At 62.2% G+C, this 24244-nt stretch carries 21 protein-coding genes; 8 read left to right on the top strand and 13 right to left on the bottom strand.

The window, feature by feature from the left end:
• Nucleotides 1–41: 41 nt before the first annotated feature.
• The 4 genes from ACGYK2_RS00725 to zwf all read right to left on the bottom strand — a co-directional run bounded on the left by ACGYK2_RS00725 (nucleotide 42) and on the right by zwf (nucleotide 5550).
• Nucleotides 42–1670 (bottom strand): long-chain fatty acid--CoA ligase, encoded by a 1629-nt coding sequence (locus tag ACGYK2_RS00725; RefSeq protein WP_271687351.1) that lies wholly within the window; start codon nucleotides 1668–1670, stop codon nucleotides 42–44.
• Between the two features lie 159 nt (nucleotides 1671–1829).
• Nucleotides 1830–3422: a glucose-6-phosphate isomerase gene (gene pgi, locus ACGYK2_RS00720; protein WP_394374181.1), complete on the bottom strand. Its 1593-nt coding sequence runs from the start codon at nucleotides 3420–3422 to the stop codon at nucleotides 1830–1832.
• Entirely contained in the window at nucleotides 3419–4090 is a 672-nt protein-coding gene (pgl, locus tag ACGYK2_RS00715; RefSeq protein ID WP_271687352.1) for a 6-phosphogluconolactonase, read from the bottom strand. The genes pgi and pgl overlap by 4 nt, the downstream gene beginning before the upstream one ends.
• Complete coding sequence (gene zwf / locus ACGYK2_RS00710; RefSeq protein ID WP_271687353.1) at nucleotides 4087–5550, bottom strand: glucose-6-phosphate dehydrogenase; 1464 nt, start codon at nucleotides 5548–5550, stop codon at nucleotides 4087–4089. Before zwf ends, pgl begins: the two co-directional genes overlap by 4 nt.
• A 155-nt stretch (nucleotides 5551–5705) precedes the next feature.
• Between zwf and ACGYK2_RS00705 the strand changes: the two genes are divergently transcribed.
• Entirely contained in the window at nucleotides 5706–6653 is a 948-nt protein-coding gene (locus ACGYK2_RS00705; RefSeq protein WP_271687354.1) for a radical SAM protein, read from the top strand.
• A 25-nt stretch (nucleotides 6654–6678) separates the two neighbouring features.
• On the opposite strand, the gene ACGYK2_RS00700 is transcribed toward ACGYK2_RS00705, so the two are convergent.
• Nucleotides 6679–6948 carry an usg protein gene (locus ACGYK2_RS00700; protein ID WP_271687355.1) on the bottom strand — a complete coding sequence of 90 codons (270 nt, stop codon included), beginning with the start codon at nucleotides 6946–6948 and terminating at the stop codon, nucleotides 6679–6681.
• Nucleotides 6949–7138: 190 nt separating this feature from the next.
• On the opposite strand from ACGYK2_RS00700, the gene gyrA reads away from it, so the two are divergent.
• Entirely contained in the window at nucleotides 7139–9886 is a 2748-nt protein-coding gene (gyrA, locus tag ACGYK2_RS00695; RefSeq protein WP_271687357.1) for a DNA gyrase subunit A, read from the top strand.
• 126 nt (nucleotides 9887–10012) lie between these two features.
• Here the strand turns inward: gyrA and ACGYK2_RS00690 are convergent, their stop codons facing one another.
• The 4 genes from ACGYK2_RS00690 to ACGYK2_RS00675 form a co-directional block, all read right to left on the bottom strand.
• Nucleotides 10013–10345: a hypothetical protein gene (locus tag ACGYK2_RS00690; protein WP_394374180.1), complete on the bottom strand. Its 333-nt coding sequence runs from the start codon at nucleotides 10343–10345 to the stop codon at nucleotides 10013–10015.
• 162 nt (nucleotides 10346–10507) lie between these two features.
• Complete coding sequence (locus tag ACGYK2_RS00685; protein WP_276154838.1) at nucleotides 10508–11989, bottom strand: carboxypeptidase M32; 1482 nt, start codon at nucleotides 11987–11989, stop codon at nucleotides 10508–10510.
• A gap of 3 nt (nucleotides 11990–11992) precedes the next feature.
• Complete coding sequence (gene ctaA, locus ACGYK2_RS00680) at nucleotides 11993–13138, bottom strand: heme A synthase (RefSeq protein WP_271687360.1); 1146 nt, start codon at nucleotides 13136–13138, stop codon at nucleotides 11993–11995.
• A gap of 263 nt (nucleotides 13139–13401) precedes the next feature.
• Complete coding sequence (locus ACGYK2_RS00675; protein ID WP_271687361.1) at nucleotides 13402–14166, bottom strand: RNA methyltransferase; 765 nt, start codon at nucleotides 14164–14166, stop codon at nucleotides 13402–13404.
• Between the two features lie 122 nt (nucleotides 14167–14288).
• On the opposite strand from ACGYK2_RS00675, the gene ACGYK2_RS00670 reads away from it, so the two are divergent.
• Nucleotides 14289–14912 (top strand): thiamine phosphate synthase, encoded by a 624-nt coding sequence (locus ACGYK2_RS00670; protein ID WP_067262045.1) that lies wholly within the window; start codon nucleotides 14289–14291, stop codon nucleotides 14910–14912.
• A 40-nt stretch (nucleotides 14913–14952) separates the two neighbouring features.
• On the opposite strand, the gene ACGYK2_RS00665 is transcribed toward ACGYK2_RS00670, so the two are convergent.
• Nucleotides 14953–16098, bottom strand: coding sequence for a HupE/UreJ family protein (locus ACGYK2_RS00665; protein ID WP_271687362.1), 1146 nt, complete (start codon nucleotides 16096–16098; stop codon nucleotides 14953–14955).
• On the opposite strand from ACGYK2_RS00665, the gene ACGYK2_RS00660 reads away from it, so the two are divergent.
• The 4 genes from ACGYK2_RS00660 to ACGYK2_RS00645 all read left to right on the top strand — a co-directional run bounded on the left by ACGYK2_RS00660 (nucleotide 16082) and on the right by ACGYK2_RS00645 (nucleotide 19617).
• Complete coding sequence (locus ACGYK2_RS00660; RefSeq protein WP_276154321.1) at nucleotides 16082–16924, top strand: DUF4198 domain-containing protein; 843 nt, start codon at nucleotides 16082–16084, stop codon at nucleotides 16922–16924. The two genes, ACGYK2_RS00665 and ACGYK2_RS00660, sit on opposite strands and share 17 nt — an antisense overlap.
• Nucleotides 16925–16966: 42 nt before the next feature.
• Entirely contained in the window at nucleotides 16967–17851 is an 885-nt protein-coding gene (locus ACGYK2_RS00655; RefSeq protein WP_271687365.1) for a PfkB family carbohydrate kinase, read from the top strand.
• Nucleotides 17848–18780, top strand: a complete 933-nt coding sequence (locus ACGYK2_RS00650) for a pseudouridine-5'-phosphate glycosidase (RefSeq protein WP_271687366.1) — start codon at nucleotides 17848–17850, stop codon at nucleotides 18778–18780. Before ACGYK2_RS00655 ends, ACGYK2_RS00650 begins: the two co-directional genes overlap by 4 nt.
• Nucleotides 18781–18864: 84 nt before the next feature.
• On the top strand, nucleotides 18865–19617 hold the full coding sequence (locus ACGYK2_RS00645; protein ID WP_067262054.1) for a DUF502 domain-containing protein: 753 nt from the start codon (nucleotides 18865–18867) through the stop codon (nucleotides 19615–19617).
• Here the strand turns inward: ACGYK2_RS00645 and ACGYK2_RS00640 are convergent.
• Nucleotides 19597–20628: a patatin-like phospholipase family protein gene (locus ACGYK2_RS00640; RefSeq protein ID WP_394374179.1), complete on the bottom strand. Its 1032-nt coding sequence runs from the start codon at nucleotides 20626–20628 to the stop codon at nucleotides 19597–19599. The two genes, ACGYK2_RS00645 and ACGYK2_RS00640, sit on opposite strands and share 21 nt — an antisense overlap.
• Nucleotides 20629–20636: 8 nt before the next feature.
• Nucleotides 20637–21422, bottom strand: a complete 786-nt coding sequence (locus ACGYK2_RS00635; protein WP_271687368.1) for a 3-hydroxybutyrate dehydrogenase — start codon at nucleotides 21420–21422, stop codon at nucleotides 20637–20639.
• A gap of 394 nt (nucleotides 21423–21816) precedes the next feature.
• Here ACGYK2_RS00635 and ACGYK2_RS00630 point away from each other — a divergent pair, with 394 nt between their 5' ends.
• Nucleotides 21817–23547, top strand: coding sequence for an extracellular solute-binding protein (locus tag ACGYK2_RS00630; protein ID WP_271687369.1), 1731 nt, complete (start codon nucleotides 21817–21819; stop codon nucleotides 23545–23547).
• Here the strand turns inward: ACGYK2_RS00630 and ACGYK2_RS00625 are convergent.
• Nucleotides 23536–24159, bottom strand: coding sequence for a helix-turn-helix domain-containing protein (locus ACGYK2_RS00625; protein WP_067262060.1), 624 nt, complete (start codon nucleotides 24157–24159; stop codon nucleotides 23536–23538). The two genes, ACGYK2_RS00630 and ACGYK2_RS00625, sit on opposite strands and share 12 nt — an antisense overlap.
• Nucleotides 24160–24244: the final 85 nt, after the last annotated feature.

Below are 24244 nucleotides of genomic sequence, written 5' to 3'. Positions count from 1 at the left end.
GGCAAAACGCCCCGGCCCAAAGCGGACCGGGGCGGATTATCTTAGCTCTCGCCCTGCATCAGCACATCGCCAAAACGGTCCCGCAGGTCGCGCTTCAGCACTTTGCCCGTCGCGTTGCGCGGCAGTGCTTCGGCGAAGACCACCCTGTCGGGCGCCTGCCATTTGGCGATCTGATCCTCGAAAACCTTGAGGATATCCGCCTCTGACGGATCGGCCCCTTCGGCCTTCACCGCGACTAGAACCGGGCGCTCGTCCCATTTGGGATGGGTGGCCCCGATGACGGCGGCGTCGGCCAGATCGGGGTGGGCGATGGCGATATTCTCTAACTCGACCGAACTGATCCATTCGCCGCCCGACTTGATGATATCCTTGGCGCGGTCACGGATGGTGATATAGCCGTCGGCGTCCATCGTCGCGATATCGCCTGTGTCGAACCAGCCATCGCGCAGGGTGCTGTCGCGGTCGGATTGGTAGTAGGCATCCAAAATCCAATGCCCGCGGGTGACCAGTGCACCTTGGGTTTCGCCGTCGTGGGGCAGCGGCTTGCCTGCGTCGTCCCAGATCTCAAGTTCGACGCCAAAGACCGGGCGGCCTTGGTTCTCGCGCAGCTTGTGCTGGGCATCCTCGGGCAATTCACCGTGTTTCGCCAAGGGTTTGTTGACGCTGCCCACTGGCGACATCTCAGTCATGCCCCAGGCGTGGATCGTCTCAACCCCATAGTCTTCGCGGAACGCCTTGATCATCGACGGCGGACAGGCGGAACCACCGACCACGGTACGCTCTAGGCTGGGCAGTTCGCTGCCGGATTTCTTGGCCGCCACCAAGAGCCCCTGCCAGATCGTCGGCACGCCGAGCGCCAGAGAGACGCGGTAGCTGTCGATCAGCCCCACCAAAGACGCCCCATCAAGGTTCGGCCCCGGCAGCACCATTCGCGCGCCGGTCATGGCGCTGGCATAGGGGCAGCCCCAAGCGTTGACATGGAACATCGGCACCACGGCCATCACGATGTCCCGCGCGGAGATCGCGATGCTGTCGGCCATGTTGATGCCAAAGGAATGCAACACGGTCGAGCGGTGAGAATAGAGCACGCCCTTGGGATTGCCCGTGGTGCCAGAGGTGTAGCAAAGGCTCGACGCCGTGTTCTCATCCAGATCGGGCCAGTCGAACCCGGCATCGCCCGAAGCCACCAATTCGTCGTAGAAAATCAGCCCCGGTAGTGTCTCGGCAGCCTCGGCATCGGGGCCGGACATCAGGACGACGTGCTTGAGATGCTCCAGCTTGTCGCGGATCGCGGCGACGAGCGGGACGAAGGTCTTGTCGATGAACAGCACCTCATCCGCAGCATGGTTGAGGATATAGACAAGTTGATCGGCAAAGAGCCGCGGGTTGATCGTATGGCAGACAAAGCCCGCGCCGGAGGTGCCGAAGTAGATTTCCAGATGCCGCCGATTGTTCCATGCGATGGTCCCGCAACGCGCTTGCGGCGACAGCCCCAGATCGGTCAAAGCCGCACCCAAACGCCGCGCGTTCTCGGCCACCTGCCCCCAGTTCGTCTCCTCAACCCCGCCGGTGGTCGAGACCGAGATGATCTCGCCCTCGGGGTGATAGCGTTCGGCATGAGAAATCAGGCTTGAGATCAGCAGCGGCTGCGTCATCATCTGGCCAAGCATAGGGGGTCCTCCAATCATTTGCTTTGAGACTGTCCAAAGGTCAGGGCAGTTGCAAGCCTTCCCCTCCGGCAAGTCGTAAGAGCGCTGACGGACAGGACGACGGCACCGCGCAGGCGGCTATCGCCCGCGCGGTGCCTCGTTCCGGTCTAAGGGCAGCCCCTAGCCACGATGCTGGTGGATATAGCCGATCAGCCCGGCGGTAGAGCCGTCTTTTCCCTCGGCAGAGACCTCGCCTTCGACCAACGGCTGAAGCGATTTGGCCAATTCCTTGCCCAGTTCCACGCCCCATTGATCGAAAGAGTTAATGCCGAGGATCACCCCTTCGACGAAAACGCGATGCTCATAAAGCGCGATGATCTGGCCCAGCGTGAAGGGATCAAGCGTTTCATAGGCGAGTGTGGTCGAGGGCCGGTTGCCGGGGAAGACACGGTGGCGGGCTTGGCGTTCAAGCGCGTCGCCCGAAAGCCCCGCGTCGCGCATGATGGCGCGCGCTTCGTCCAAAGACCGCCCGCGCATCAGCGCTTCGGATTGAGCAAGGCAATTGGCAATCAGCAGATCGTGGTGGTGCTGCAACTCCGGCTCATGCCCCTTCGCCGCCACCAGAAACTCGCAAGGGATCACCCGCGTGCCTTGGTGGATCAACTGATAGAAAGCGTGCTGGCCATTGGTGCCCGCCGCGCCCCAGACCACCGGGCCGGTGTGGCGCGGGCTGTCGGTGCCGTCCATCTGCACGCCTTTGCCGTTCGATTCCATCTCAAGCTGTTGCAGGTAATCGGGCAGCATCTCAAGCCGTTGATCATAGGGCAGCACCGCGCGGGTGGCATGGCCGCAGATTTGATTGTGCCAGATGCCCACCAGCGCCAGAAGGATCGGCATATTCTCAGCCGGATCAGCGGCGCAGAAATGGCGGTCCATCTCCTGCGCGCCGCGCAGGAAGCTGTCGAAAGCCTTAGGGCCAATGGCGATCATCAGCGACAGCCCAATCGGCCCCCAGACGGAATAGCGTCCGCCGACCCAATCCTCGAAACCGAAGACGCGAGCCGGGTCGATCCCGAATTCGGCGGTCTTGTCATCTGCGGTGCTGAGCGCGGCGAATTGCGTCGCCGGATCGCCGCCATGGTCCTGCATCCATGCCCGCGCCGTGCGCGCGTTGGTCATGGTCTCAATGGTGGTGAAAGTCTTGGAGGCCACGATCACCAGCGTTTTCTTGGCATCCAGCCCACGCAGCGTATCCGCGATATGCGCCCCATCGACGTTTGAGACGAAGTGGCAGCGTGGCCCATCGTGATAGGGTGTCAGCGCGCGGGTCGCCATGGCAGGCCCAAGGTCGGAGCCGCCGATGCCGATGTTGACTACATCGGTGATGTCACCACCTCGCACCTGATCGGCAAAGCTGCGCATCCGCGCCAGCGTGTCACGCACCTGCGGCATGACATCTTCGCCCGCGACTTCTACCGGCCCGCCATCGAGATTGCGCAGCGCAGTGTGCAACACCGCGCGGCCCTCGGTCTCATTGATCGGCGCGCCCGCGAACATCGCATCGCGCCGCTCGGTGACTTTGGCGTTTTCGACCATTTGCAGCAGTGCCGCGCGGGTCTCGGCGTCGATATTCGTCTTGGCGTAGTCGAACAGCATATGCTGCGTACGCAGCGAGAAGTTCTCGGCCCGGTTCGGGTCATCGAACAGTGCCGTGATCTTGCGGTCTGCCACGGCACTTTGCCGCTCTTGAAGGTCTTGCCAAATGTTCATCATGCCGCCCAGTAAACCTCGATTTCATCCAGCACCGCTGCAATCGGCGCCTCTTCGGGGGAAAGCCCCTGCGCGCGCTCAAGGGCCGCGCGTTTCTCATCCCCGAAAATTACGAGATGTTTGTTCAGCGCCCCGTCGAGCACATGCGCCGGTAGTGTGACCCGCGCGGTCGGCTGGCCTTCGGGATAGACCGGGCACAGCAGCGGCGCATCGGCGGCCAAAGCGTCAGGCAGACTCGGGTCGCCGGGGAAAAGCGAGGCGGTGTGCATGTCGTCGCCCATGCCAAGCAGCAGGACAGAGATCGGCACATGATCCGTCAGACTGGGCGCCACCACCTCTGCCCCCTCGCCCGGAGAAAGCCCGGGACGGAAAAAGGGGATGAACTGCGCCGCCGCGGCACGGTCGTTCAGCAAATGCTCGCGTACCAGACGCGCGTTCGACAGCGGGTCATCCACGTCCACCCAACGCTCATCGGTTAGCATCACATCCACCCGGCTCCAATCCAGATCGGTCGCGCTGAGCATCTCAAAGATCGGCCCGGGGGTAGAGCCGCCCGGCACCGCGAAAGACACGCGGTCATTGCCCGAAAGCGCCGATTTCAACTTGCCCGCCAGTTTGTTGGCGACATTCATCACCAGCATTTCGCGGTCCGCATATTCGATGATGTTCATGGGGATACCTTTCGCCATTCACGGCCATCGCGCCGCATCATTTCTGTCGCATCCGTCGGCCCCGCCGAGCCGCTGTCATAGGGTTTGGGCACGTCGTGACGCGCCTCCCAGCCTTGGATGATCGGATCGGTCCAGGCCCAGGCGGCCTCAACCTCGTCGTCGCGCATGAACAATGTCTGGTTGCCCCGGATCACGTCCATGATAAGCCGCTCATAGGCATCGACCTGATCGCCCCCATCGGGGCCAAGCGCTTCGGCAAAGGTCATGTCGAGCGGCACATCGACCAGACGCATGCCCCCCGGCCCCGGTTCCTTGATCGTCACGCCAAGAGTGATGCCCTCGTTCGGCTGCAAGCGGATCGACAGCACGTTGCGATGACGGCCCGCGTCTTCGGCAAAAATGGAATGCGGCGTGTCTTTGAAAACCACCGTGATCTCGCTCGACCGCGCCACCATGCGCTTGCCGGTGCGCAGATAAAACGGCGTGCCATGCCAACGCCAGTTGCTGATATGGGCCTTCAGCGCCACGAAGCTTTCGGTGCGCGACCGTGGGTTGCCGACGGCATCGCGATAGCTGGGGGCTTCTTCCTCATTGCCCTCTTCAGCCTCATACTGTCCGCGCACGAGGTGATGCGGCAGCACCGGATCAATCGCGCGGATCACTTTCAGCTTTTCGTCGCGCACCGCATCGGGATCAAAACGCGCGGGCGGCTCCATCGCGATCAGGCACAAGAGTTGCATCAAGTGGTTCTGCACCATGTCCCGCATCGCGCCGGATTTGTCGTAATACTCCCCACGGCCGCCGACGCCCACCGTCTCGGCCACGGTGATCTGGATGTGATCGACGTATTGGCGGTTCCACAACGGCTCGAACAGCATATTGCCAAAGCGCACCGCCATGAGGTTCTGCACCGTCTCTTTGCCGAGGTAGTGATCGATCCGGTAGATCTGTTGTTCTTTGAAATAGGTGGCCAGCGTCGCGTTGAGGGCGCGCGCACTCTCCAGATCGCGGCCAAAGGGTTTTTCCACGACAATGCGACATTCTTCGCCCGCCATGCCCCATTGCTGCAACCGTTCCGCCAAATCACCGAAAAGCCCCGGCGCGACGGAGAAGTAATAGACCTCAATCCGGTCCTTGCCGGACATCAGTTCTTGCAGCTCGGCCCAGCCGGTCTCTCCGCGTGCGTCGATGGCGACATAGTCGAGCTTGGCCAGAAAGGCGTCAAGGTTGTCGCAGGCGTCTTTCCCGCCAAACTCTTCAATCGCTTCGGCCACCATCTCGCGGTAGCCTGCGGCGTCCATCTCGGTGCGCGCAGCGCCGATGATCCGCGCCTCTTCGGGCATTTGTCCCGCACAGTAACGGCGATAAAGACCCGGCAAAATCTTGCGCCGGGCCAGATCGCCGGTGCCGCCAAAGATGACAAGATCGAAGGGGTCGACAGGGATAACACGCGAAACCATTGATTAATCCTTGTCCGGGCAGAATGGCAGAGTTAGCGCAAACATACTTATTTCTCCCTACATCACAAGACTGTGCGCCCCGGTGCTTGGACTTTTAGGGTGCGCCGCAATAGCTTACCACAACAGGAACACACGGGATCACGCAAGGAACAATCATGAAAGATATTGCGCAAGCAAACGAGGGCAAGTTCCAGAACCCGGCGGTCACCGCCAAGGGGGAACCCCGCGCCACCGTGGCCCTGCGCGGGGCGGAAACGCTTTGGTTCAACACAGGCACCCTGTGCAACATCGAATGCGTGAACTGCTACATCGCCTCCAGCCCCAAGAACGACGCGCTCGTCTATATCACCGCGGATGAGGTGCGCGACTACCTCGACCAGATCGAGGAGCGTAGCTGGCCGGTGCGCGAGATCGCCTTCACCGGCGGTGAGCCCTTCATGAACCCTCAGATGATCGAGATCACCGAAGCCTCGCTAGAGCGCGGATACGAGGTGTTGATCCTAACCAACGCGATGCGCCCGATGATGCGTAAATCGGTGCAAAAGGGGCTGTTGCGGCTGCGGGATGCCTATCCCGGCAAGATGACCTTCCGCATCTCCGTCGACCATTATCGCCGCGATCTGCACGACGCGGAACGTGGCGAGGGTGCCTTCGACAAGACCCTGACTGGCATGGAATGGCTCCGCGACAACGGCTTTCGCATGGCTGTGGCGGGGCGGTCGATCTTTGCCGACAGCGATGCCGACAGCCGCGCGGGCTATGCCGCCTTCTATGCCGAACACGGCTTTGACATCGACGCACAAGACCCCGCCATGACCGTCCTCTTCCCCGAGATGGACGAGGCCGTCGAGGTGCCCGAAATCACCACCGCCTGCTGGGGCATCTTGGACAAGTCCCCTGACGCGGTGATGTGCGCCTCCTCCCGGATGGTGGTCAAACGCAAGGGGGCCGAGAAGCCCGCCGTGCTGGCCTGCACGCTCTTGCCCTACGACCCTGAGTTTGAACTCGGCACCACATTGGCCGAGGCAGAGCGCGACGTGGCCCTGAACCACCCGCATTGCGCGAAGTTCTGCGTTTTGGGCGGGGCGAGCTGTTCGGCCTGACGCCCCTGCCCTTTGCCCTGCGGGCTCAATGTAGCGTGAACTCACCCACTTGGTTTTGCCATTCGCCGGGGCCAATCAACTTGCGATGGGTGAAACGGACCGAATGCAGCGGACCGTCCAACTCCGTGCGCCAGAATTCGACGAATTCGAACAGGCGCGGATGGTCCGGTGCAATGTCGTAATCCTGCCAAATGTAGCTGTTCAGCACATGGCTATAATCGGGCATGTGGTAAAAGAACTCTGCCGTGGTCAGCCCGTAACCTTTCAGCATCAATTCGGTTTCACTGCGGGGCATGTTGCGCCTCCCTTGCTGCCTCTGTAGGACAAGTTTGCGCGGTCAGAATTACTTTTCAATGAAAACAGTATGTTGGCACTTCGCCCCAAGTGCTGCCAGTGCGTTTCGGCCACAGCCATTGCACCTGATATGCCCCGTCTGCTATAGAAAACCCCAAGATATAGAACCATAAAAATGGTGGGCAAGATACGTGACCGATACGCCGGATACCCCTGAAAACGCAGACGAAAAGCCCATCTTTCACGGGCCGTCGGTGACCATCGAGCATGAGATGCGCACGTCCTATCTGGACTACGCGATGAGCGTGATCGTCAGCCGCGCGATTCCCGATCTGCGCGACGGTCTGAAACCGGTGCACCGCCGCATCCTCTACGCGATGCATGAGACCGGCAACACCCATGACAAACCCTACCGCAAATCCGCCCGTCCCGTGGGCGACGTGATGGGCCAGTACCACCCCCATGGCGACAGCGCGATCTATGACGCGCTTGTGCGGATGGCGCAGGATTTCTCCATGTCGCTGCCGCTTTTGGACGGGCAAGGCAACTTCGGCTCGATGGACGGCGATAACCCGGCGGCCATGCGCTATACCGAAGTGCGCATGGACAAGCCCGCCGCCTATCTTCTGGCCGATATCGACAAAGAAACCGTCGATTTTCAGGACAACTACGACGGCAAGCAGCAGGAACCGACCGTCCTGCCCGCGCGCTTTCCGAACATGCTGGTCAACGGCGCGGGCGGCATTGCCGTTGGCATGGCGACGAACATCCCGCCGCATAACCTTGGCGAGGTGGTGGATGCCTGTCTCGCGCTGATCGACGATCCGGACCTGACCTCCGAACAGCTCATCGAATACGTCCCCGGCCCCGACTTTCCCACGGGCGGCATCATGCTGGGCCGCTCCGGCGCGCGCAAAGCCTACCTTGAGGGCCGCGGCAGCGTGGTGATCCGCGCCAAGACCCGGGTCGAGGAAATCCGCAAAGACCGCTGGGCCATCGTCATCGACGAGATTCCCTATCAGGTCAACAAAGCCACGATGATCGAAAAGATCGCCGAACAGGTTCGCGAGAAGAAGATTGAGGGCATCGCCCACGTTCAGGATGAGAGCGACCGCAACGGCGTGCGCGTGGTAATCGAACTCAAACGCGACGCCACCGCCGAAGTGGTGATGAACCAGCTTTACCGCTTCACCCCGATGCAGACATATTTTGGCTGCAACATGCTGGCGCTGAATGGCGGCCGGCCTGAGCAGCTCACTTTGCGCAAATTCCTCAGCTACTTCATCGACTTCCGCGAAGATGTCGTGGCGCGCCGCACCGCCTACCTCCTGCGCAAGGCGCGTGAGCGGAGCCATATCCTTTGTGGTCTGGCCGTGGCCGTCACCAATATCGACGAGGTCGTGGCCACCATCCGCTCCTCGGCCGACGCCGCCGAAGCGCGCGAGAAGCTGATGACCCGCCGCTGGCCCGCCGAGGACATCCTGCCCTATATCGCGCTCATCGACGACCCGACCCATACGGCGAATGAAGACGGCACCTACAACCTGTCGGAAGCGCAGGCCCGCGCCATTTTGGAGCTGCGCCTACAGCGCCTCACGCAGATCGGGGTCAAGGAAGTGACCGACGAGCTGGAAGAGCTGGCAGGCAAAATCAAGGAATACCTTGAGATTCTGGGCAGCCGCGAGCGCATCCTCGGCATCATCTCGGACGAGTTGCGCGAGGTGCGCGAGCAATTCGCCGTGCCACGTCGGACCGAGATCGTCGACTGGTCTGGCGATATGGACGACGAAGACCTAATCGCCCGCGAGGAAATGGTCGTGACCGTGACCTCCGGCGGCTACATCAAGCGCACGCCTCTGGCCGACTTCCGCGCGCAGCGCCGCGGCGGCAAGGGTGTCTCGGGCATGCAGACCAAGGAAGAGGATGTCGTCACCAACCTCTTCGTCGCCAACACCCATACGCAGCTTCTCTTCTTCACGACCGATGGCATGGTCTACAAGCTAAAGACATGGCGCCTGCCGCAGGGCGCGCGCACCGCCAAGGGCAAGGCCATCGTCAACATCCTGCCCATCCCCACTGGCGTTTCAATCGCCGCGATCATGCCCGTGGACCGGGATGAGAAGGAATGGGACGACCTGCAGGTGATTTTCGCCACCTCTGCCGGAACCGTGCGGCGCAACAAGCTGTCGGATTTCACCAATGTGAAGGCCAACGGCAAGATTGCGATGAAGTTCGAAGGCGAGCATGAAGGCACCACGCTGATCAACGCGCGCATCGCCTCGAACGACGATGACGTGATGCTGGTGACCGACGCGGGCCGTGCGATCCGCTTCCCGGCGACCGACGTGCGGGTGTTCAACTCGCGCAACTCCGTTGGCGTGCGCGGCATCCGTCTGGGCGAAGGCGACAACCTCGTCTCCATGTCCGTGATCCGCCACTTCGAAGCGAGTTCGGAAGAGCGTGTCGCCTATCTCAAACAGCGCCGCTTGATGGCGGGGCTGACCGATGAGGACAGCAGCGATGACGAGGAAGAGCAGGTTCAAGCTGGCCAGCTCAGCACCGAGCGCTATGCCGAAATGTCCGCCGCCGAGGATCTGATCCTGACGATCACCGCCAAGGGCGCGGGCAAGGTCTCCTCGGCCCATGACTACCCTGTACGGGGCCGCGGCGGCATGGGCGTGACGGCTTGGACTAAGGCCATGGCCCACGGCCCCATCGTCGCCTGCTTCCCGGTAGAAATGTCCGATCAGGTGATGCTGGCGACCTCCAAGGGCCAGTCGATCCGCGTGCCGGTCGAAGGCATCTCATTCCGCTCGCGCAGCGCTGGTGGTGTGAAAGTGTTCAGCACCGGCAAGAACGAGGAAGTTGTCAGCGTGGCTTGGATCGCCGATCAGGGCAACGAAGAAGATGAAGTCGAGGGTGACAGCGCCGCTGAGTGATCGGTGGCCCCCCGCCCCATGCATATGCTTTGGGGCGGGGGATTTCTAAACAAAAGTTCAAACAACAAAAAATTCCCCGCGCAATTAGCGCGGAGAATCTCTAGATTTTATACTTTTGTCAAAGAATTAATCGGTAGACCCAGTGGAGGAAGAGGAGCCCGCCGCGACTGCAACCAGAACCAGAGCAGCACCAGCTGCCGCCGCGCCGCCACCAAGACCGGCACCAGCAGCAAAGAGCCCTGCACCAGCTGCAGCGGTAGGCACGCAAACGCGCGCAGTGTTGCCGTCTACGGTGACCGGATCAGGCTTACAGTTATAAACCACACCATTGGCACCTTGAACCTGAAGCGAATAGACCGCATCGTCAGACGCACCAAGCACAGCTGCTTGAGAAGTTGTCTGAGCGAAAGCAGCACCCGAAAGAGCGATTGTCGCCGCCACGGTTGCAAGAATTTTCATATCTAGGTACTCCTGTATCTCGTCAAAAATTAAACTCACCGCACCATCGCATATAATCTTAGCCAGCGCAAAGGCGAAATGTTAAGCTATAGTTAAGAATTATAGCGATGCCCGTTGTTTAAGCAACATCCAAAATGGCGATTTGTTCCCCATCTTAGATGCCTAAATTCCATACAGTTCCGTGAACTTGTTTTCTAGGTAGGTCAGCAACGGTGCCTCCGTCGGCGGCTTTCCGCAAGTGCGGGTGATTACCTCACGCGGCTCGTAAAGGCCCCCATGCTTTTGTACGTTCTCACGCAGCCAACCGGTAGCAGCACTCGTATCCCCCCTTGCCAAGGCTTCGTCGAGATCGGGTACAGCCTCTCGCAATGCCTCGTGAAGGCATCCCGCATAGACATTGCCGAGGCTATAGGTCGGGAAATAGCCCAGAAGCCCGACGGACCAATGCACGTCCTGCAAGACGCCGTTTGACGGGCGGTCGACCGGATAGCCGAAATCAGCCTCGAAGCGATCGTTCCACGCCGCTTCCAAGCCGTCGACCTGCAGGTCGCCCGACATCAGCGCCCGTTCAAGATCGAAACGTAACAGAACATGGAGATTGTACTGAAGCTCATCCGCCTCGGTCCGTATGAAACCATCGGACACGCGGTTGACGATCCGGTAGAAAGTCTCGGCATCCGGCACGCCGAAATCGCCATAGACCGCCGTCATCTCACCAAAGAGCCACCCGGTGAAGGCGCGGCTGCGGCCGATTTGGTTTTCGTAGATGCGGCTTTGGCTTTCATGCACCCCCATCGACACGCCCCGGCCCAAAGGCGTCAGCAGATAGGCGCCGTCGATCCCCTGCTCATAGGCCGCATGGCCCACCTCATGCACCGTGGAATAAAAGCAGTTGAACGGGTCGAGGGCATTGGTTCGCGTGGTGATCCGCACGTCCAGCCCCGATCCGGAGGAGAAGGGATGCACCGCCTTGTCGATGCGCCCGGTGGCCAAATCATAGCCAAAACGCCGCGCCAGTTTGGCGGTGAGGGTCATCTGCGCCGCTTCGTCAAAGACACCTTCCAACACCGGCGGCGCTTCGGCCTCGCGGACGGCGGCGCGCAGTTCGGAGAGTTTTGGCCGCAGCGCGCCAAACAAGGCTTCGAGGTCCGCCGCCGTGGTGCCGGGCTCGTAATCCTCTAGCATCGCGTCGTAAATCCCGATCCCGCGCCCTTCGGCCAGCGCGGCCCCCTCTTCGCGTTTGAGCGCGATCACTTCTTTCAAAGTAGGAGCGAAGGCCGCGAAGTCATCGGCGGCGCGGGCCTCGGCCCAAGTGCCTTGGGCGGCGGAGGTGACGCGGGCGATACGCGCCGCCAGATCGGCGGGCACGCGGGTGGCGCGGTCAAAATCGCGCTTGATGTGGCGCAGGTTCGCCTGCCCGACCGCGTCCAACGCAGCGGGCTCGATCTGGGCCAGCCAATCTGCGATGCGCGGGTCGATGCGGCGGGCGTGCAGAACGCTTTCCATCGCCGCCATCTCCTCGGCCCGCTGCGGGGCCGCGCCTCGGGGCATGACCGTTTCCTGATCCCAGCCCAAACGGCCTGCGACCTGCGCCAGCGCCTCGGTGTCGCGCTGAAAAGCCATCAAATCATCATATGCAGTCATGTCTCAGCCTCTCAGCGATGTGGCGACGGGATAGGCCGCGAGGAAGCGCGCGCGCAGGATCAGCACCCAAAGCAGCACGGCCAGCGCCTGATGCGCGAGCGCCAGATGCACAGGCGCGGCATAGAGCACGGTGGTGATGCCCAGAACCACTTGCAAAGACAGCGCCGCCATCACGGCGTTGAAAGCAAAGCGCGTGCGGGCATGGGCCGAGCGGCGACCGCGCAGCCAGACGACCACCCCGAAAGCGAAAAGCAGATAGCCCGCCATCCGGTGCATGAACTGCACCAACCCCGGGTTCTCAAAGAAATTCCGCCATGTCGGCGTGATGTCGAATGCCTCGGGCGGGAAGAACTGCCCCTGCATCAGCGGCCAGTCGACAAAATAGCGACCCGCGTCAATCCCTGCGACCAAGGCGCCCAGCAGGATCTGCAGTGCGGCGAAGTGCAACAGACCTGTTGCCATGCCAAATTGCTTGGCCTCCTTGGCGCGACGGGCCTGAATCAGGTCGCGTTCGCTGCGGCCGAGCAAGAGCACATACCAAGTGATGAAACCAAGGATGACAAAGGCCAGCCCCAGATGCGTCGCCAAACGGTAGGAGGCCACATCCGTCACCCCCTGCCCGCTGGTCACGCCCGAAGCGACCATCCACCAGCCAATCGCCCCCTGCGCGCCGCCCAATGCGCCGATAAAGAGCAGCCGTTTGGTCCAGCCCACAGGGATTTGCCGGCGCAGGAGGAAGTAGAGAAACCCCAAAACCCAGACGAGGCCGATCACCCGGCCAAGCTGCCGATGCCCCCATTCCCACCAGTAAATGCTTTTGAAATCAGAGAGTTCCATCCAAGAGTTCTGGACCTGAAACTCGTCGATCTGCTTGTATTTCTCGAATTCAGACTGCCAGTCGGCCTCGTTCATCGGCGGCAAGGCACCGGTCACCGGGCGCCATTCCGTGATGCTGAGGCCGGAGTCAGTGAGCCGCGTGAGCCCGCCCACGGCGATCATGACAAAGACCAGCGCAAAGAGGATCATCAGCCAGACCCGGATCGGCCCGCGCGCGCCGCCCCGGCCCTTGTCGATCGTGCCGGTCTGCACCGGGGCACGGCTGGGTTGGTCAGTCCCGACCTCTTCGAACAGTTTGCGTTTCTCCGCCATGGCGCGCCTCTTTTTCCGTTTGGATAGAGTGGTATGACATGGGCAGAGAAAGGTCTAGCGGGGTGGGTTATGTTGCCGCATGCGCCGCCAACCCCGGCCCGGAATCAAGCCGAAGGCGCCGGGCCATCGCCTGCCCGCCCCACGGGGAGGCGATTTAGCAAGGACAAGCGCGACACTGCGGCAAAGTATTGATGCTGCACCATAAAGTGGCAGAAAAACCTTCAGGATCGCCACCCCACGGGCAGCCGATGGCCCTCAGTCCCTCAGCCCTTCTCCTTCCAGCGGACCATTTGCCGCAGGATGCCATGCAACATCTGCACATCCGCCCGCGTCAGCGGCATCCGCGACCACATGTTGCGAAGGTTGAGCTTCATCGAGGCGACCTTATGCTCGGGGAAGAAGAACCCGGCCTCGGTCAACTGCTCCTCATAATGCCGCGCCAAATGGTCAACCTCGGCGCCCTTGGCCCAATCGGTGCCCGCCATCTCGACGACCTCATGGGTCACCTCGCCCTGCGCCCGCATCCATTCGTAAGACATCAACAGCACGCATTGCGCGAGATTGAGAGAGGCGAACTTTGGGTTCACCGGGACCGAGACGATGGCATTGGCCTGCGCGATATCATCATTCTCAAGCCCTGCCCGCTCGGGCCCGAACAGCACCGCAACCCGTTGACCCGAAGCGATCTTTTCCGCCGCTAACCGCATCGCGGCTTCGGGGCTGTAGACCGGTTTGGTCAGGTCTCGGCTGCGTGCCGTGGTGGCAAAGGTGAAATCGCAATCGCCAAGCGCTTCGGGCAGATCGGCGCAATGCTGTGCCTCGTCCAACAGCCGCCCCGCCCCCGAGGCCATGGCCACGGCGGATTGGCTCGGCCAGCCGTCGCGCGGGGCCACGACCCGCATGTGATCGAGGCCAAAATTCCACATCGCGCGCGCCGCGGCGCCGATGTTCTCGCCCATCTGGGGGCGGACAAGCACGATGGCCGGGATCGGCGCGGGCTGAACGGGGGAGGAGGATGTCTCTGTCATGCGCGCCTCATAGCCCCTGCGCCTGCGCACCGCAAGAAAGCCCGCGCGACACACGCATATCCGTTTTCTTTTGCAACGCCCTGCGCTAGTCAGGCTCCCAGACCCGATTAAGGACAGTGACCATGGACGCGCCAGAACAGCCGCAGATTTACCTTATCACCCCGCCCGAAGTTGAGCTGAGCCAATTCCCCGCGCAACTCGCCGCCGTGCTCGACGCCCATCCGGTCGCCTGTGTGCGCATGGCGCTTTCGACCCGGGATGAAGACCGCCTTGCCCGCGCCGGTGACGCGCTGCGCGAAGTGACCCATGCGCGCGACGTGGCCTTGGTGATCTCGGATCATCTGCTGCTGGTCGAAAAGCTCGGCCTTGACGGGGTGCACCTTAGCGATGCGGCCCGCACCGTGCGCCATGCCCGCAAAGAACTGGGCGAAGATGCCATAGTCGGCGCCTTTTGCGGCACATCGCGGCATGAGGGGATGGCGGCAGGCGAAGCCGGGGCAGACTACATCAGCTTTGGCCCGACCCAAGCCAGCGCGCTTGGCGATGGAAGCTTTGCCGAGGCCGATCTGTTTCAGTGGTGGTCCGAAGTCATCGAAGTGCCCGTCGTCGCCGAAGGCGCGCTTGACATCAACATGATCCGCGACCTCGCCCCCCGGACCGATTTTTTCGGCATCGGGACCGAGATTTGGGACAAGGACGATCCGGTGGCCGAACTCGCCACCTTGATCGCTGCCATGCAGGGCTAAGCGGCCCTTGGGGCAGCCCGGTTAAGGGCTGCCCGCTCGCTTACAAAAACACCCGTTCGATGAACCAATAGGCCCCGACCGCCGCGATGACGCAGGAGGCGGGGACAGCGATGGCCCGGCGGTACCAGTCGCGATTCATCGCCCAGCCGACCAGTACGAAGGCGATGGCGATTACTGCCAGCTGCCCCAGTTCCACCCCGATATTGAAGCCGATAAGCGCCGGCACGAATTGCCCCGCAGGCAGGCCGAAATCCCCCAGCACCGAGGCGAAGCCAAGCCCGTGCAACAGCCCAAAGCCAAAGATCACCAAAGGCCGCCAGCGGTTCAGGGCGGAGTGAAAGATATTCTCGACCGCGACATAGGTGATCGAAGCGGCGATCAGCGGCTCGACGATGGCCCCCGGCACGTTAACCCAGCCCAAAGCGCCAAGCGCCAGCGTGACCGTATGGGCCAGCGTGAAGGCGGTGACCTGCCAGATCAAAGGCCGCAGTCGGGTCGACAGAAAGAACAGGCCCAAGACGAATAGAATGTGATCCAACCCTTTGGGCAGGATGTGGTCGAACCCAACCGGGATGTAGCTGACGAAAGCCTGCCAGCCGCTTTCGGCATCACCGCCCCCAAGTGCGATTTCGGGGCTGGTCTCACCGCCCGACAGATAGCCGGTATAGGGCGCCTCCACCCCTTGCTGGCGCAGCACCAGTGCGCCCGCGCCATCCGGCCATGTCACCTGTACCTCTTCGGCGCCTGCAGGCACTGCGCCCTCCAGTCGCCATTGACTGTCGCGCGGCAGTTCGGCGTCGATCCCTTCGGGCACCTCGAGTGTCACACTCTCCAACGGCACGGCGGCGCCATCGACGCTGAGTAGCGGCAGGCTGTTCCAGTTGGGCAAAAGCTCGGGCGCGCGGGCGACGATGCGCGCGGCGGGCAGGCTGCGCAGCGCATCGTAATCACCCGCATTCTCGGCATTGTCGGTGTCTTCGACGGTGTCGAGGTCGATACCCGCCAAGAGCGCTTCGAGGTTGATCTCAAGTGCCAACACCGCGCGCCCTTCGGCGACGGTCAGATCCGCGATGGTGGGTTTGACCTCATGCGCCTGTGCACCAGCGCCTGCCGAAAGCAGTACCGCGCTTGACAACAGCCACAGCAACGCCAGCTTGGATCTTAACAAAATGAAAGTTCGCTTCATGAAACTATCCCAGTTGTCCGCTATTATTTTCAGTATCTTATCGGCAGCGCCTGCCTTTGCACATGAATACTGGCTGTCGCCGGTGAACTATCAAGTGGAAAGCGGTGAAAAGATCGCGGCGCATTTTCGCAATGGTGAGGAATTTACCGGCGCGGCCTTTCCCTATCTGCCCAACCGGCTCACGCGTTTCGAGGTCAAAATCGGCGGGAAAGAGGTCCCGCTATCGCCGCGCGCGGGCGACAGCCCTGCCCTGAGCCTCCCCGCGCCCGAGGGTGACGCGCTGGTCGTGGCGGTGGCCGAAACGACGCCCTCCAAAGTCACCTATGAGGACTTTGACAAATTCCTCCGTTTCGCCAAGCATAAGGATTTCCCCAAGGCCGAAAGCGATCACCGCGCGAACGGCTGGTCGACCGAGAAGGTCGTCGAGAGCTACACCCGCCACGTCAAAACCCTGATCGCCCTCGGCGCGGGCGCAGGGCAGGATGCGCCCAACGGCATGGCGACGGAGTTCGTGGCGCTGACGAATCCCTATGCCGCAGATTTCGCAGGTAAGATGAAGGTGGCCCTCCTCTATCAGGGCACCCCTCGCGCCAACGCGCAAATCGAAGTGTTCGACCGCGCTCCAGATGACAGCGTGACCATCACCCTTCACCGCACCGATGCGGCAGGCGAAGCACTAGTTCCGGTCACGGCGGGGCATGAATACCTCTTTGACGCGGTGGTGCTGCGCGCGGCAGCAGAGGCGCAAGCGAGCGCGGGCTACGACCCCGATCAACCGGTCTGGGAAACGCTCTGGGCGACGCTGACATTCGCGGTGCCACAATAACGCCGCTTGCGCGTGGGGAGATTTGGCGGCTAGAAGCGCCGCATGACCAAGACAGCTGACATCCTTTGCATCGGCTCCGTCCTTTGGGACGTGATCGGCCGTTCTGAAAACGCCATGCGCCAAGGCTCTGACATGCCGGGGCGGATCACCCGCCTGCCCGGCGGCGTGGCCCTGAACATCGGCATGGCGCTGGCGCGCTTTGGGCTAACGCCGGCGCTGCTTTCCGCCGTGGGGCGCGATGCCGAAGGAGATGAGTTGATCGCCGCCTGCGCCCTGCGCGGGCTGATCACCGATCACGTCTACCGCTCGGACGATCTGCCGACCGACCGTTACATGGCCGTCGAAGGGTCCAACGGGTTGATCGCCGCGATTGCCGATGCCCATTCGCTGGAGGCTGCGGGCGACAAGATCCTGCGCCCGCTGGAGGATGGCAGCCTGCCCAGCCCCTACGAAGGGGCCGTGGCGCTTGATGGCAACCTGACCGTCGAACTGCTGGCCCGCATGGCGCAAAGCCCGCTGTTGGCAAAGGCCGACCTGCGCGTCGCGCCCGCCTCTCCCGGCAAGGCGCTGCGGCTGACGCCCTTCCTCAAAGCGGGACGCGGCACGCTTTATGTGAACCTCGAAGAGGCCGGGCTACTTTGCCAGTCGAGTTTTGACGATTCCCCCACCGCCGCCCGCGCCCTACTGGCCCGTGGCGCACGCCGCGCCGTGGTGACCGACGGCGGCAACCCCGCCACCGTGGGCCAAGGCGACGAGATCATCACCCTCACCCCGCCGCAGGTGCATGTCGCCCGGGTCACGGGTGCAGGCGATACATTCATGGCGGCCCATGTGGCCGCTGAACTTGGCGGTGCCGTTGCGCAAACCGCTCTCAAAGCAGCACTTGATGCCGCCGCCCTTTACGTTTCCGGAGAGACCAAGATATGACCACCGCCACATCCGCCCTGCCCCTGACCTTCAGCGCCGAGGTGGCCAAGGCCCGCGAAAACGCCGCGCCAATCGTGGCCTTGGAAAGCACCATCATCACCCATGGCATGCCCTATCCGCAAAACCTCGAAGTGGCGCGGCAGGTCGAACAGGACATCCGCGACGCAGGGGCCGTTCCCGCCACCATCGCCGTGATCCGCGGCGCGCTGCACATCGGTCTGGACGATGACCAACTGAGCGATTTGGCCCAAGCCAAGGACGTGGCCAAACTGTCGCGCGCCGATATGGCCGTCTGCATCGCCTCGGGCGGGACAGGTGCAACCACCGTCGCCGCCACCATGATCGCCGCCAATCTAGCGGGCATCGAAGTCTTCGCCACCGGCGGCATCGGCGGCGTGCATAAGGGCGCGGAAGACAGCTTTGACATCTCCGCCGACCTCATGGAACTGGCCCAAACCCCCGTCACCGTCATCGCGGCGGGCGCCAAGGCGATCCTCGACGTGCCGAAGACGCTGGAAGTGCTGGAAACCCAAGGCGTGCCGGTCATCACCGTGGGCCAAGACAGCTTCCCCGCCTTCTGGAGCGCAGGCTCGGACCTGCAATCGCCGCTGCGCCTCGATGATGCCGCTGCCCTTGCCAAAGCCCACCGCACCCGCGCCGCCATGGGCCTGCCCGGCGGCCAATTGGTGGCCAATCCGATCCCCACGGCGGAGGAAATCCCCGCCGCCGAACTGGCCCCGATCATCGCGCAGGCCCAGTCTGAGGCCGATGCCCAAGGCGTCCACGGCAAGGGCGTGACCCCCTTCTTGCTGCAACGCATCTTTGAGCTGACCGAGGGCCGTTCGCTCACCGCCAATATCGCACTGGTGCGCAACAATGCCCGGCTGGGGGCCAAGATCGCCGCAAACCTCGTCAACCTGCCGCGTTAAAGGCGAAAAACACCGCGGAGCCATTGCCGGGCCGGGGCATACGCCTTAGCTATATTGCGATTAACTCTTCGGAAAACGGCGCAGATGAACACACCTTTTGATCCCGACCCAACGCAGGTTCGGCGCAGCCTTGTCGCAAGGCTGCGCGCGTCTTTCCTGACCGGTCTGGTCGTGATTGCGCCTGTCGGGCTGACCATCTGGCTGATCTGGAGCGTGGTCGGCTGGATCGACGGTTTCGTGCTGCCGCTGGTGCCCAAAGCCTACCATCCCGACCGGCTGCTCCAAGATTTCTTGGGGCTCGACCCGTCGATGCAGTTCAACGTGCGCGGCCTTGGGGTGGTGATCTTTCTGATCTTCACCGTCATGGTAGGCTGGGCCGCGAAAGGGCTGATCGGCCGTTCGATGATCCGCTTCGCCGAAAGTCTGGTGGAACGCACCCCCGTCGTGCGGACGATCTATTCCGGCATCAAACAGATTTCCGAGACGATCTTCGCCCAGTCCGAGCGGAGCTTTGAGACCGCCTGCCTGATCGAATACCCCCGGCGCGGGATCTGGGCGCTTGGCTTCATCTCGACAGAGGCGAAGGGAGAGGTCTTGGCCCGCACCAACGCGGGCGGCGAGATGCTCTCGGTCTTTCTGCCGACCACGCCGAACCCAACCTCGGGCTTCTTGCTGTTCCTGCCGCGGGAGGATGTGATCGAACTCGACATGAGCGTCGAAGACGCGGCGAAGCTGGTGATCTCTGCCGGGCTGGTCTATCCGCCGCGCCCCGGTGCTGATCTGCCCGAGGCGCTGGCGCTGTCGGACCCTGAAAACTCAGCCGAACATCGCGGGTAGATCAACGCTGCTGCGCTGATTCAGATCGTCGAAGTGCTCCTCTAGAAACCAATCCGCCGCCGCCACGCCTGCCTCATGCAGCGCCCGGATCACCGCCGGGTTGGGCATCAGTTTCGTTGCCACCGACAGCTGAGCCATCAGCGCGTCATCGGCGATCATATGCATGTGCACCCGCTTCATCCGCCCTTCCGGCAGGGTGCCATCCGCAATCAGCCGCTGAACGAAGTCAATCGCCCGCATCTCGCGCAAGAGGCTGGAATTAAAGCTGATCTCATTGATGCGGTTCTGGATTTGCTGCGGCGTGACCGGCAGGTCTTCGCGGTCGAGCGGGTTGATGTTCACCACCACGATATCTTCGGGCAGGTCATCGCGGAACAGCGGAAACAGCGCCGGGTTGCCGGTATAACCCCCGTCCCAAAACGCCTCGCGCTGGCCGGTCTGGGCATCGTCAATCTCAACCGCCTTAAAGATCGTCGGCAGGCAGGCCGAGGCGAGCAATGCATCAGGCCCGATCTCATCCCCCTCAAACACCCGGATCTTACCGTTGCGGACCCGTGTGGCGCAGACGAAAAAGAACGGCGGCTTATGCGCGCCCACTTTGCCATAGTCGAACCGCGCCACGACATCTTCAAGCGGATTGCGATAGAACGGGCCGTAAGCATAGGGCGACACGACCCGCGTGAGGGAATCCGAGATTGCCATGGGTAGCGAATATTCCATCGCCTGACTGAGCTTGTCCAAACCGAAAGGCGCCAGCCAATGGGACAGCCGCAGGTCCGAAATGCCAGAGACCTGCGCCCAAAGCCAATCGAGATTTTCCCGCGCGGCCTCGCGACCGCCCGAGATCATCCCCGATTTCAGCGCCGCCCCGTTCAGCGCCCCCGCCGAGGTGCCCGAGATCCCGCAGATATCCAGATCGTCCCGCTGCAACAGCCGGTCGAGCACCCCCCAAGTGAAAGCGCCATGGGCGCCGCCACCTTGGAGGGCGAGGTTGATGCGTTTCTTGACCACCAAGGCGCTTACAACGCCGTCCAGCCGCCATCGACACTAATCGTCGTGCCGGTGATCTGCGCCGCTGCATCCGAGCATAGGAAAGTAGCCGTGCCGCCCATCTGCTCAACAGTGGCGAATTCGCGCGACGGCTGCCGGGTGAGCATGACCTGTTCGATCACCTCTTCGCGGCTCATGTCGTATTCCTTCATCGTGTCGGGGATCTGCTTCTCAACGATCGGGGTCAGCACATAGCCGGGGCAAATCGCGTTGCAGGTGATCGGGTCTTTCGCCGTCTCTAGCGCTGTGGTCTTGCTGAGGCCGACGATCCCATGTTTCGCGGCGATATAGGCGGATTTATAGGGCGATGCGGTCAGACCATGGGCCGAGGCGATGTTGATCACACGACCCCAGCCCGCTTTGCGCATCATCGGCAAAGCCTCGGCGGTGGTGTGAAAGGCCGACGACAGGTTGATCGCGATGATCGCGTCCCATTTCTCGGCCGGAAACTCAGGGATTGGCGCGACATGCTGGATGCCAGCGTTGTTCACCAGAATGTCACAGACCCCGGCTTCGGCAATCAAACGCCGACACTCCGCCCCCTTGGACATGTCAGCCTTGATGTAGCGGGCCGTTACGTTGCATGTCTGCGCAATCTCCTGCGCCAGCGCATGATCCGCCTCGTCATCGGTAAAAGAGTTCAACACGATATCGGCCCCGGCCCGCGCCAATTCCCAGGCGATGCCCAGTCCGATTCCAGAGTTCGATCCCGTGATGACGGCTGTCTTGCCGGACAGGTCGATGGTGAAAGCCATGGCGCGTCTCCTTGTTCATGCTGCGCCTGCATCATGTACTGCGCGCGCGCCAAAGGGAAAGGGTTTGCGCGAAGGAGCTTAAGGGTCGGTGAAAATTGGCCAAAAAAAAACGCCCGCGCGAGGCGGGCGTAAGTTATTGAGGCAGGTTTCATACAGGCAAGAAACCTATCGAGCAGTGACCTCTGTATACGCCTTTCACGCTCACAATCCAAGCTAAAAGTTTGATAAGGCGAGAATCCGCGGGTATGGAATAACTCCAACAAAATAAGGGCAGATCGTGATTGTTTCAAAAATGAGCTGGGAATTTTTCTCGAAAGCACGGGGCGTTGCGGCCCTTTCTTCACTGATTCTGCTCTCGGGGGCGTCATGGGCTGCCCCGCAACATGGAATCGCCATGTATGGCGAACCTGCTCTGCCGACCGATTTTGACGCCCTTCCATATGTGAACCCCGAAGCCCCCAAGGGGGGTGAAATCGTTCTGGGCAATACCGGGGGATTCGACAGCCTCAACCCCTTCGTCCGCAAGGGCACCGCGCCTTGGCAGTTGCCGCATTTCACCCATGAGACCTTGATGGGGAGGTCCTGGGATGAACCCTTCGCGCTTTACGGCCTGCTGGCCGAGACGATCGAAGTGCCCGAAGACCGCGCGTGGGTGGAATTCACCCTGCGCGAGGAAGCGCGGTTTTCCGACGGCACGCCGGTCACGGTCGAGGATGTGATCTTTTCCTTCGATCTGCTCGGCACCGAAGGCCACCCCCGCTACCACGGGCTGCGCCAACAGATCGACAGTATCGAACAGACCGGCCCGCGCAGCCTGCGCATGACTTTCAACAGCGTCAATCGCGAGCTTGCCCTGCTCGCCGGAATGCGCCCCATCCTCAGCAAGGCGCAATGGGAGGGGCAGGACTTCGCCAATGCGCCTTTGTCCGAAATCCCATTGGGCAGCGGGCCCTACACCATCACCGACTATCAGGCGGGCCGTCATGTCACACTGACGCGCAACCCCGATTACTGGGGTGCGGACGTACCCTTTCGCCAAGGCACGCATAACTACGATGAGGTAAAGATCGACTTTTACGGCGATGCCAATGTGCTCTTCGAAGCCTTCAAGGCCGGTCAGATCTCAGCCGTGCGCGAATTCAACGCCGAGACTTGGGCCACGCAATACGACTTCCCCGCGATCACCCGCGGCGAGGTAATGAAATCGACCTTCCCGCATAGCAAACCTTCGGGCATGACCGGTTTTGTCATGAACGCCCGCCGCGCGCCTTTCGACGATTGGCGGGTGCGCGACGCGCTGATCTCGGCCTTCAATTTCGAGTATATTAACGAGACGCTTACCGGCGGCACCCTGCCCCGGATCACCTCTTATTTCTCGAACTCCGACCTTGCCATGCGCGACGGTCCGGCGTCAGGGCGGGTTTTCGATCTGCTGGCCGATTACGCCGACACGCTGCCGCCCGGCACGGTGGATGGCTATCGGCTGCCGGTGGGTGACGGCTCTGCCCGCAACCGCGCGGGCATCCGCGCCGCGATGCAGCAGCTGAATGCCGCAGGCTATGAGGCCGAAGGCGGCGTCATGCGCCGGGGCGACGGCACGCCGCTGACCTTTACCATTCTGCTGTCCAAGGGGAGCCGTGAAAACCTAGCGATTGCAGAGCTTTACACGCAGGCCCTCAAGCGGCTTGGCATCACCGCCGAGATCGAAACCGTGGATGATGCGCAATTCGTTGCACGGCAGAACAGCTATGATTTCGACATGACGACCTTCCGCCGCGCCCTATCGCTCAGCCCCGGCACGGAGCAGCGTTTCTACTGGGGGTCGGAGGCCGCCGATTTGCCCGGCACACGCAACCTCATGGGCGTGCGCTCTCCGGCGGTGGATGCGATGATCGACAGGATGTTGCAGGCCCGCGAAACGGCGGATTTCGTCGCCGCCACCCGTGCGCTCGACCGTATCCTCACCGCAGGGCGCTATGTCATCCCCTTTTGGCAATTCGACGAAGGGCTGATCGCCCATGACGCGCGCATGGCCTACCCTGATACGATCCCGCTTTACGGCGATGGGCCGAACTTCATGCCCGAGGTCTGGTGGTGGCAACCGGCGGAGGGGTCAGACCAGTGAGGTCACCCAGAGGATCGTCGCATCCTCATCGCTGAGCGAGACAACGTTATGTCCCATGGTGGCGTCGTAATAGGCGCTATCGCCGCGGCGCATGTCGACGGGTTCGTAAAACTCGGTGAAAAGCCGCACCATGCCGGTCAGCACATAGAGGAACTCCTCCCCGTCGTGGCGCACCCAGCCGTCGAACTCCTCCATCCGGCGGGCGCGGATGCGGGCGCGGTAGGGCAGCATCTGCTTCTTGCGCAACGCGTCGGCCAGTAGGACATGCTCATAGGTGCCGGTGGCCTTGGGCGCGCCTTCCTCGGCGCGGGTCACGGCCATGCGACCGGTGATCTTCTCCCCCGCGGGCGGGGTGAAAAGCTGCGGCACGGTGATCTCTAGCCCCACGGCGAGCTTCTTCAGCGCGTCATAGGTGGGCGACATCAGCCCGTTCTCGATCTTGCTCAAGGTCGAGCGCGCCAGCCCCGCCTGCCGCGCGGCCTGTTCCAGCGTCCAATTACGCGCCTTGCGCAGCTCGCGCACCCTTGCGCCAAGGTCGACCGGCGGGGCGGTCTCGCTCGCGCCGCTTTCGCGGGCGATCTGGATCAGGGAACGGGGCGGCGTATCTGTCATGGACTTGCTATAGCCGCGCCCCGGGGCGCTTGCAACGCTGCCCGCTTGTGATACCGGCCCCGGCCCGCTATGCCCATTGCGCAGC

Source organism: Sulfitobacter sp. 1A10359, from assembly GCF_043558145.1.
GTDB lineage: Bacteria > Pseudomonadota > Alphaproteobacteria > Rhodobacterales > Rhodobacteraceae > Sulfitobacter > Sulfitobacter faviae.
The sequence above is the reverse complement of the archived record's forward strand: the minus strand, read 5'-3'. Positions and strand labels throughout refer to the sequence as shown.